Origin of the sequence: Ruminococcoides intestinihominis (assembly GCF_040096285.1) — a bacterium.
In the GTDB taxonomy this organism is placed as follows: domain Bacteria; phylum Bacillota; class Clostridia; order Oscillospirales; family Acutalibacteraceae; genus Ruminococcoides; species Ruminococcoides intestinihominis.
In genome coordinates this window covers 1-8,751 of record NZ_JBBMEY010000058.1, presented here as the reverse complement: position 1 = coordinate 8,751, position 8,751 = coordinate 1, and the positions used below count along the sequence as shown (strand labels likewise).

Below are 8,751 nucleotides of genomic sequence, written 5' to 3'. Positions count from 1 at the left end.
CACAAGGAAGGCTGGATGGTTTCTACTAATTCTAAATATCTACCACATAACAAGGCAAGTTCTAGCACCACAAACCCTAATTTGCATAACAAGCTTATCTTTACCCACAATCAAAATTGAAAAGCCCTAATTTGTTTAGCTGACTGTTCTTAACCCACAGACAAAATTTAAAACCCCAATTTATAAACTGGGCTAAGCAAATATAAATTATTTATACATAGAAAAACCGACCCTAGGTGGGTCGGTTAATTTATTATAGTTTATAGTTTAATTTTAGATTACAAATTTAATTTTCAAATACATTAGTCAAATTTACAAACACATAGTTCGAATTTACAAACGCATAAATCAATTTGTAAGTATAAATATAAGTTTTAGTTATAAGTTTTTATTTAATTTCTAATTTTTCATTCGGCAAAAGAATTAACGAAGAAAGATTATCTAAAAATCAATTAGGAATTTTAATAGTCATCATTCCGTCTTTATCAATAGCAAGAGTCATTTTCTTAACATATCTATCGTAGAAATTCTTTTTCTCTGCTTCATCAACTTCCATATATAACTCTCTGAAAATATTGTTTACAAGTTCCTTAGTATCAATATTTACAAGAGAACCTACTTTTTCTTCTAAAGTTGAACGAAGGATAGCATTCTTAAAGCCCTTAATATTGCCGGTAGAAAAGTCATCAATATAACAATAATATGTACCGTTATCCTTAAATGCATTTAGAATATCAGGTCCACATTTACTTTGTTCAACCATAACAAGGAACTTTGCATCAGGAATTGAGGAGATAACACCCCAAAAATCCGAGTCACTTGAAAGCATAATAAATGAATCCACATTGTCACGAAAATAAGCCTTTGAGATACCCACTGACATTTTAATATCAACCAAAGATTTTTCTTCCTTAACTCTTTCAATTACATTATGCTCAACAGGGATGCCGGTTAATGTACCGATGTACTTCCACGCTTTTGAAGTATGTTTGTCATCGTATAATTCTATTTTAGAAATTTTGGAAAGTTCATCTGCATTTAGCTGAGTAAGAGTACTTGCAAGTTTAATAGGGTCACTGTTTTCACAATCAACCACAATCATAACTTTTTCGCCATTCTGAATAAAGTCATAAATATCGGTTTTGATAACATCACTTGCATCTGTAACCTTAGAAATATCAGAAAATTCTTCGTTATGTTGTCTATAGATTATCATTGCAAATTTTTCATCATTAAACAGGATATTACCCTCTTCAACAGGTCTCCAATAAATATATCTTTGATAAGGATAGTTGTTTCTGTTGGCAGAGAATTTCTTGGACTCAGCCATAATTCTGTCTTCCTTTTGACCTTTAGGCATTACAAAAAGTTCTCTGATATATTCCCACTTAAACCATTCAGGGAAAAAGTCCTTAACATTATTTATTCTGTTTGCAATAAGTTCGTTTATGTTTGCAATATAAGTATTTACCTTGCAATTAGCCTTGACAATATCAATGCCTTTACTTCTTAGAATTTTTACATCTTCTTCATAATAGCTTTGTCTGTCTAGGTTTGTAAAATAATAAATGCTTTCTTGAGTTGATTGGTAATGTAGCATTAGGTTTGTACGAATATTACATAGTGACCTTAAAATAATTGCATCATCATTTTTCTTTAGTTTCTCAATAATGTCCATACTGTCACCTGAATAGTAACTAAACATATCTTCTTTAGCACCTATTAGGTAGGCAACTACTGTAGAAACTTTTGATTGACTTGCCTTATAGATAGGCTCGTTATTTAGTTCCATAAAATACCACCTTTGTATAAAAATTTTCAATACTATTATACAATATATTTTATTTTTTTACAATGTTTTTTCATTTTTATATATAATTCCCATATTTATTTTTCTTTCTTTATAAAAAATGCACTTCTGACTTAACCATAGCTAAATCAGAAGTGCAATAAAATATATTCAGTTTATTTGATTACCTTATAGTTAAATGCATTACCCTTAGCATATCTATTACCGGCAGTATTTTTATATACATATAAAGTAAAGTCATCTCTTGCAAGAATCATTTTTTGATAGTATTCAAGGAAAGAATCTACATCAGCATAAACAGTAGTTATTTTGTAGCCAATAGCCTTTTTGCCAACATATTTAATTGACTTAGGCAATACTGCACTTTTAACCTTGTTGCAGTTTAGGAATGCTCTGTCATTAATATACTGAAGTTTGTTAGATAGCTTAACAGATTTTAGATTTTTTCTGTTATAATAAGCCTCTTTTGCAATTAGTCTAGTACCGGACTTTAGGTTAGCAGACTTAATATTTGTTTTACTGTCAACTACACAATTAGCAACATATAGCTGACCTTTGTACCAATACTTTGAAGTATTGTAGTACTTTGTGTTGTCAAAAGCCTTTGCATCAATAAAACTTACAGAACTTGGAATAGTGATATTGTTAAGGTTCTTACAGTTTTCAAATGCTTTATAGCCAATATTCTTTACTGTATTAGGAAGAACAACTTTCTTTACTGTAGCACCGGAAAAGGACTGATTTCCAATGTACTCAGTACCCTTAGAAACTTTGTATGATGATGTTCTGCCACCGGGATAAGCAATAAGATTATTCTTTTTCTTATTATAAAGAGAACCGTTTACTGTTGCATATTTCTTATTATTTTTATCCACATTAATACTCTTTAGATTTGTACAATTGATAAAAACATTTTTTCCGATTTCATTAACATTTTTAGAAATGTTAAATGTCTTTATATTCTTACAACCATCAAAGGCTTGTTGTCTAATTAAAGTTACCTTATTAGGAATAGTGAAAGAAGTTAAACCTGTACAATCCTTAAAAGCCTTTGTACCAATTGCAGTTGTATCACTTGAAAGTTTTACAGAAGTTAGGTTAACACAGCCTTCAAAGGCACTTTGTGCAATCTTTGTAACATTCTTAGGGATTGTAATTTTCTTTAGGTTTGTACAACCTGAAAAAGTATCTTTCTGAATAATATTCATATATGAAGGGAATGTAAATGACTCCAGACTTTTACAATCTGTAAAAGCACCTGAACCGATAACACGAAGGTTCTTTGAATAATTAATAGTCTTTAGGTTCTTACAACCATCAAATAACCAATTGGAAATTACATCAACCTTTTCAGGTAGTGTAATTGTAGTTAGACTTTCACATCCTGAAAAAGCACTATCATCAATCTTAGTTACACTTTCAGGAATAGTAATATTCTTTAGCTTTTTACAATCACTAAATGCTCTCCAACCAATTGATTTTAGTGTACTAGGTAGATTTACAGTAATTAAGTTAGAACAACCATTAAAGGAATTGTCATCAATTCTTGTTATCTTTTCAGGTAAAGTCACACTCTTTATTGTTTTACAATCTTGAAAAACATAAGTGTCAATATATTTAACACTACTTGATAAATCAATAGTTTCAATCTTAGGTAAATTCTTTAGTGGAAGTTCAATACCGGTAATACCTTCTGCAAGTTTTATATGCTTTACATACTTACCGACACTTTTTATTTCTTTATACAAGCTATCAGGATTTAGTTCATCATAATAGTTAATAACTTTGCCATCGCCTGTAAATGTCAATGTACCGTTACCGTCATATGACCAATTTACCTTAACATACTTAATTCCATCACTCATATCTATATCTTCATATAGTAAACCTGATGAAGGAGAATTACCGTTTGTACTTGCTGAGGCACTTATCAGATTCATACTAAATACACTTGAAAGTGTTAAAATCATTAACAGTATAGATATACTTCTTTTTAACTTTGTCATAACACACTACCTCCCTACTTAATTTTTCTTAAACTTAACGCCAAAGTTTCTGCTGTATCTATGTGCAGCACTTCCTGCTTTTCCATAAATAGTACATCCTTTTATTGGTTCTATGTATATATTTAAGTCTTCGTCATAAGTAACATAGAAACCATATGCCAGATTTCCCATTCTTTTTACAGAACTTGGGATAGTGATTTTCTTCATTTTTTCACAACGAAAAATGCACCTTCTTCTATACTTGTAACTGTTGATGGAATTGTTACACTCTTTAAATATTGTGACTTATCAAATGCGTATTTTCCAATTGTCTTTGTACCATATGGAATTGTGTACTTTGTACCTTTCTTTCCTCTTGGATAGAAAATAAGTTTTTTCTTATCCTTTGAATAAAGAACACCTGCTACTGAAGAATACTTCTTGTTACCACTAGGTACATTAACAGAAGTAATATTATCAAAATAGTTAAATACCCCTCTGTCAATACTTGTGATGGTTTTGTTTAGTGTAACTTTTCTTGCATCATTAACAAAGAATAATGCTGAAAAATCCACTTTTGTAATACCATCGTTAATTTTGATTTCTTTAACTTTTCTTGCAACTGACTCACTTAACTCTTCAATTTTCAATGTACCCTTACCTGAGATAGTAAGCACACCCTTTGAATTAAGTTTCCACTTTGCATTCTTCCCCCACTTACCACTTGTAGGTGATTTAGCTGAAGAAGAAACTACATTTGTTACTTTCGCACTTGCAGTAACAGGTACAACACACACTACACTAAGCAGTGTAATAACTGCAAGAACTAAAGCGATAATTTTGTTAGTTTTTTTCATTTTTATCATCCTTTCTTGTATTAAAAAATATCCTTTCATATATAACACTTATCAAATGTACAAAAGGTTACATAATTTTGAGAATTTTTTTGCACAAAAAAAGCTCCACCAAAGGCAGAGCAAAAAATTATAATTTTCTTTTTTATTTATTCAATAGTGTAATTGTAGTTGTCATCATAAGAAACAACCAACTTTTGCTTTACAGTATCACCATTTGAAAAATAGATTGTCATATAAATTGTATCATACATATATTTATAATACTCATCAGATGTTGATTGAGCAGATAAAGCCTTTAGGTTATCTATATTTTCTTCTGATGGCATCCAACCTAAGAAATCAATATCGCTATAATTAATATTGCTATAAGAAGTACTAGCCTCAGCATAAGCAGTACCACTGCTATAACTATTTAACACAATATAGTTATTACCTGCTGAATAAACATCAACACTTGTTATGTGTTTACCCTTAAGCTGTAGGTCAAGTGGTTTACTTTCTACCTCACGTTTTTTACCGGACTTTTTGTCCTTAAATTCAACTACAATTTCCTTTTGAATACTTTTTTTGTCTTTATCACTAAGTGAATTTACAAGGGAAAAGTCATCCATCTTTTGAGAAGAAAGAAAACCAGGCACTAGGTTTGTTAAGAAAGCAATGGAAATAATAATAACAAACCCAGCAGCAATAGCCAGTAGGTTCTTGTATTTATAAACTTTAGGTTTTTCTGTAGGGAAATCAATAACTTTTAAGTTTTCTCTTTTTTCCTTATCAAGTATATTATTGATTAAGTCTTGCTTTTGCTTGTCTGTTAAGTCAATTTCATCGGTTTGTTTTTTGTACAAATCAAAATCAAATTTATCCACCTAAGGCTTCCTCCTCTCTAATAATTTTTTCTAACAGTTTTCTTCCTCTTGATAATCTTGTTTTAACTGCTGATTTACCAATCTGTAAAGTATCGGATATTTCTTCAATACTCATTTCTTGATAATAGAAAAGATGAATAACTACACGATACTTTTCCGGTAATTTAAGAACCTTATCTATAGTATTATCTTCCTTATTTTTAGCTATTAACTCATTTTCATTAACATCATCAATAGGAACTGTATTTTTCTTAAATCCTTTCGTACAATAGCTTTTTGCACAATTTACTGCAACTCGGATAAGCCACGCCTTTAGGTGTTCATCGTCCTTTATCTTTTCAAAATTGTTGAACAATCTTAGAAAAACATCCTGACACACATCATAGGCATCATCCTTGTTGCAGGTAATATGGAAAGCGACCTTATATATTGTACCGGAATATTCATTAACAGCTTTGGTGACAAAGCTCTCAACATCCAATATCTCTTCCAACTTCTTTACCCTCTCTTACTTATAACACTTTTCAAGTACAAAAAAGGTTACATATTTTTTAAAATTTTTTCAGAAAATCTCATCATTGTAACAATAGTCAATATAACTTGAGATTTATGTAAAAAATTTATACATAATTCCGGGTCACTTTTATATTTGAACTATTTATAATTTTACTACATTGATAAAACATATTTGTTTACATTGTATTGCTATTTTTTGTATATGTCAACATTTAGAATATTAAAACATATATTAATGTATTTTATTGGTTTTTGTAGCTTTTCAACATACAGGGGATTTTACTACAAAAAATATAGATAAAGATAGAATATTATTTATAAAAGTCTTGACATTCCTATTCACCGTTAATATAATAGTATTACACAAAAAAATAACCCTTAAAAACTGTGAAGGGAAAAAGATATTTGTTTTAGAGCAAAGAGAGTTGTTGGTTGGTGTAAAACAACGTCAAAACTTATATGTATAACTCATCCCGGAGTTTCTTGTCTTATAAGGGCAAGACGGCAGACCTCGTTATTGGTCAGAACTTTGTTGGAAGTTCTTAAGGAGTATATGGTGACATATGCTTAAACTTGGGTGGTACCACGGATTATTTGTTCGTCCCTATTTTTAGGGGCGTTTTTTTATGTATTTTATGTATTATTTTTTACGAAAGACAAGGAGGTTTTTCCTATGAAAGAAGGATACAAAAAGTATATTCCTTTTAAGCAGATTGATTTACCGGACAGAGAATGGCCTACAAAAGTAATTACAAAAGCTCCAACTTGGTGTAGTGTTGACCTAAGAGATGGCAACCAGGCACTGATTGACCCTATGAACCTAGAAGAAAAGCTGGAATTCTTCCATGCACTATGTGATATGGGTTTCAAAGAAATTGAAATCGGTTTCCCATCAGCATCAGAAACAGAATATGAAATCTGTAGAGAACTAATTGAAGGAAACCATATTCCTGATGATGTTACAATTCAGGTTCTTGTACAAGCAAGAGAACACCTAATCAAAAAGACATTCGAGGCTATTAAGGGTGCTAAGAATGTTATTGTTCACTTCTACAATTCAACTTCTACTTTACAGAGAAAAGTTGTATTTAAGAAAGATATGGACGGTATCATTGACATTGCTGTTGAAGGTGCAAAGTTAATTAAAGAACTAACAGACAACTATGACGGTGACACAAATATTAGATTTGAATACAGTCCTGAAAGCTTTAGTGGCACAGAAATGGACAATGCAGTTAAAATCTGTGAAAAGGTTATGGACGAACTTGAATGTACACCTGAAAATCCTATTATTCTAAACCTACCTAACACAGTAGAAATGTGTACACCTAACACATATGCCGACCAGATTGAATACTTTATCAAGCACCTAAAGAACAGAGAAAGTGCTATTATCTCAGTTCATCCTCATAACGACAGAGGTACAGGTGTTGCTGCAACAGAACTTGCTTTACTAGCAGGTGCTGAGAGAGTTGAAGGTACACTATTCGGCAACGGCGAAAGAACAGGTAACTTAGACATTGTTACTGTTGGTCTAAATATGTACACACAGGGTGTTAACCCTGAACTTGATTTCTCTAACCTACCAAAGCTAAAGGAAATCTTTGAAAGATGCACTAATATGAAGATTGGTGAAAGACAGCCTTATATTGGTGAACTAGTATTTACTGCATTCTCAGGTAGCCATCAGGATGCTATCAACAAAGGTGTTAAGTACTGCAAGGACACTAACTCAGACTACTGGGAAGTACCATATATTCCAATTGACCCTGCTGATGTTGGCAGACAGTATGAGCCTATAATTCGTATTAACTCACAGAGTGGTAAGGGTGGTGCAGCTTATGTTATGGAACACAACTTCGGCTATGAACTACCAAAGAAAATGCATCCTGAATTTGGTGCATTAGTTCAGGTTAAGTGTGATGAACTAGGCAGAGAACTTGTACCAAAGGAACTATTTGAAGTATTTAAGGATAACTATCTAGAACACCCACAGAAGTATGTTATTGAAAACAGCCGTATCTTTGAAGAAAGTGAAAACGGCAAGGAATATGTTCACTTTAAGGGTACTGTTGTAATTGACGGTACTGATAAGAGAAACACAACCGGTGTTGGTAACGGTCCTATTGATGCATTCTTCAACGCTATAAAGAAGATTGGCATTGATCAATATAAATTCCGTTCATATAGCCAACACGCTATTAGTGAAGGTAGTGACTCTCAGGCTGTTTCTTACATTGAACTTGAAACACCTGAAAACAAGAGAATCTTTGGTGTTGGCATTGACCACAATGTTAACTATAGCTCAATCTTAGGTGTGCTAAATGCTATCAACAGAAACGAAGCTGAAGATAAGTAATTTTATTATTTCAATTTTAAGGCCTTTCGTTTTTGTTATATAATTTCAAAAATTATATTGTGATAGAGTTGTTATTTATTAAAGATTTATTATGTTGTTATAGAAATTATATGTGATAAATTTATAATATTGTTATAGAAGAAGTCAAAGCAATTTGTTTTGACTTCTTTCTTTTCCCTTTACCGTTAACTCTTAAGTTTAGATTGATAATTTTGGGTTTTTCAATTTTGTCTGTGGGTAAAGGTAAATTTGTTTTAAATTTAATTGGCTATAAAGAAAAAATTTATAGTGAGAATATATACCGTAAAAACATATGAAACTATGACTCACAGGTGTAGGGGACATCATTGATGTCCAG

General features: G+C 31.4%; 7 protein-coding genes and 1 other annotated feature. Of the genes, 1 reads left to right on the top strand and 6 read right to left on the bottom strand.

From position 1 onward, the window contains the following. Positions 1-448 precede the first annotated feature (448 nt). The 6 genes from WMO18_RS09985 to WMO18_RS09960 all read right to left on the bottom strand — a co-directional run bounded on the left by WMO18_RS09985 (position 449) and on the right by WMO18_RS09960 (position 6,011). A complete protein-coding gene (locus WMO18_RS09985; RefSeq protein ID WP_329978954.1) occupies positions 449-1,792 on the bottom strand; it encodes an NYN domain-containing protein in 1,344 nt (447 codons plus the stop codon). Positions 1,793-1,965: 173 nt separating this feature from the next. Beyond that, positions 1,966-3,816, bottom strand: coding sequence for a leucine-rich repeat domain-containing protein (locus WMO18_RS09980; RefSeq protein ID WP_367286576.1), 1,851 nt, complete (start codon positions 3,814-3,816; stop codon positions 1,966-1,968). An 18-nt stretch (positions 3,817-3,834) separates the two neighbouring features. Next, positions 3,835-4,023, bottom strand: a complete 189-nt coding sequence (locus WMO18_RS09975) for a hypothetical protein (RefSeq protein ID WP_367286575.1) — start codon at positions 4,021-4,023, stop codon at positions 3,835-3,837. Continuing rightward, a complete protein-coding gene (locus WMO18_RS09970; RefSeq protein WP_211148429.1) occupies positions 4,020-4,652 on the bottom strand; it encodes a leucine-rich repeat protein in 633 nt (210 codons plus the stop codon). The genes WMO18_RS09975 and WMO18_RS09970 overlap by 4 nt, the downstream gene beginning before the upstream one ends. Before the next feature lie 146 nt (positions 4,653-4,798). Beyond that, positions 4,799-5,518 carry a hypothetical protein gene (locus WMO18_RS09965; RefSeq protein ID WP_211148430.1) on the bottom strand — a complete coding sequence of 240 codons (720 nt, stop codon included), beginning with the start codon at positions 5,516-5,518 and terminating at the stop codon, positions 4,799-4,801. Next, on the bottom strand, positions 5,511-6,011 hold the full coding sequence (locus tag WMO18_RS09960; RefSeq protein ID WP_022505311.1) for an RNA polymerase sigma factor: 501 nt from the start codon (positions 6,009-6,011) through the stop codon (positions 5,511-5,513). Before WMO18_RS09960 ends, WMO18_RS09965 begins: the two co-directional genes overlap by 8 nt. A gap of 401 nt (positions 6,012-6,412) precedes the next feature. Continuing rightward, positions 6,413-6,643 (top strand) — a binding site (T-box leader). Positions 6,644-6,707: 64 nt separating this feature from the next. Here WMO18_RS09960 and leuA point away from each other — a divergent pair. After that, the gene (gene leuA / locus WMO18_RS09955) at positions 6,708-8,393 is read left to right on the top strand and encodes a 2-isopropylmalate synthase (protein ID WP_211148431.1); all 1,686 of its coding nucleotides are present in this window, start codon (positions 6,708-6,710) and stop codon (positions 8,391-8,393) included. The last annotated feature ends 358 nt before the right edge of the window (positions 8,394-8,751 follow it).

What these genes read in the sequence shown, in the direction of transcription:
- WMO18_RS09985 (WP_329978954.1), bottom strand. Translation starts at nt 1,792, where the DNA reads ATGGAACTAAATAACGAGCCTATCTATAAGGCAAGTCAATCAAAAGTT.
- WMO18_RS09980 (WP_367286576.1), bottom strand. Translation starts at nt 3,816, where the DNA reads ATGACAAAGTTAAAAAGAAGTATATCTATACTGTTAATGATTTTAACA.
- WMO18_RS09975 (WP_367286575.1), bottom strand. Translation starts at nt 4,023, where the DNA reads ATGAAGAAAATCACTATCCCAAGTTCTGTAAAAAGAATGGGAAATCTG.
- WMO18_RS09970 (WP_211148429.1), bottom strand. Translation starts at nt 4,652, where the DNA reads ATGAAAAAAACTAACAAAATTATCGCTTTAGTTCTTGCAGTTATTACA.
- leuA (WP_211148431.1), top strand. Translation starts at nt 6,708, where the DNA reads ATGAAAGAAGGATACAAAAAGTATATTCCTTTTAAGCAGATTGATTTA.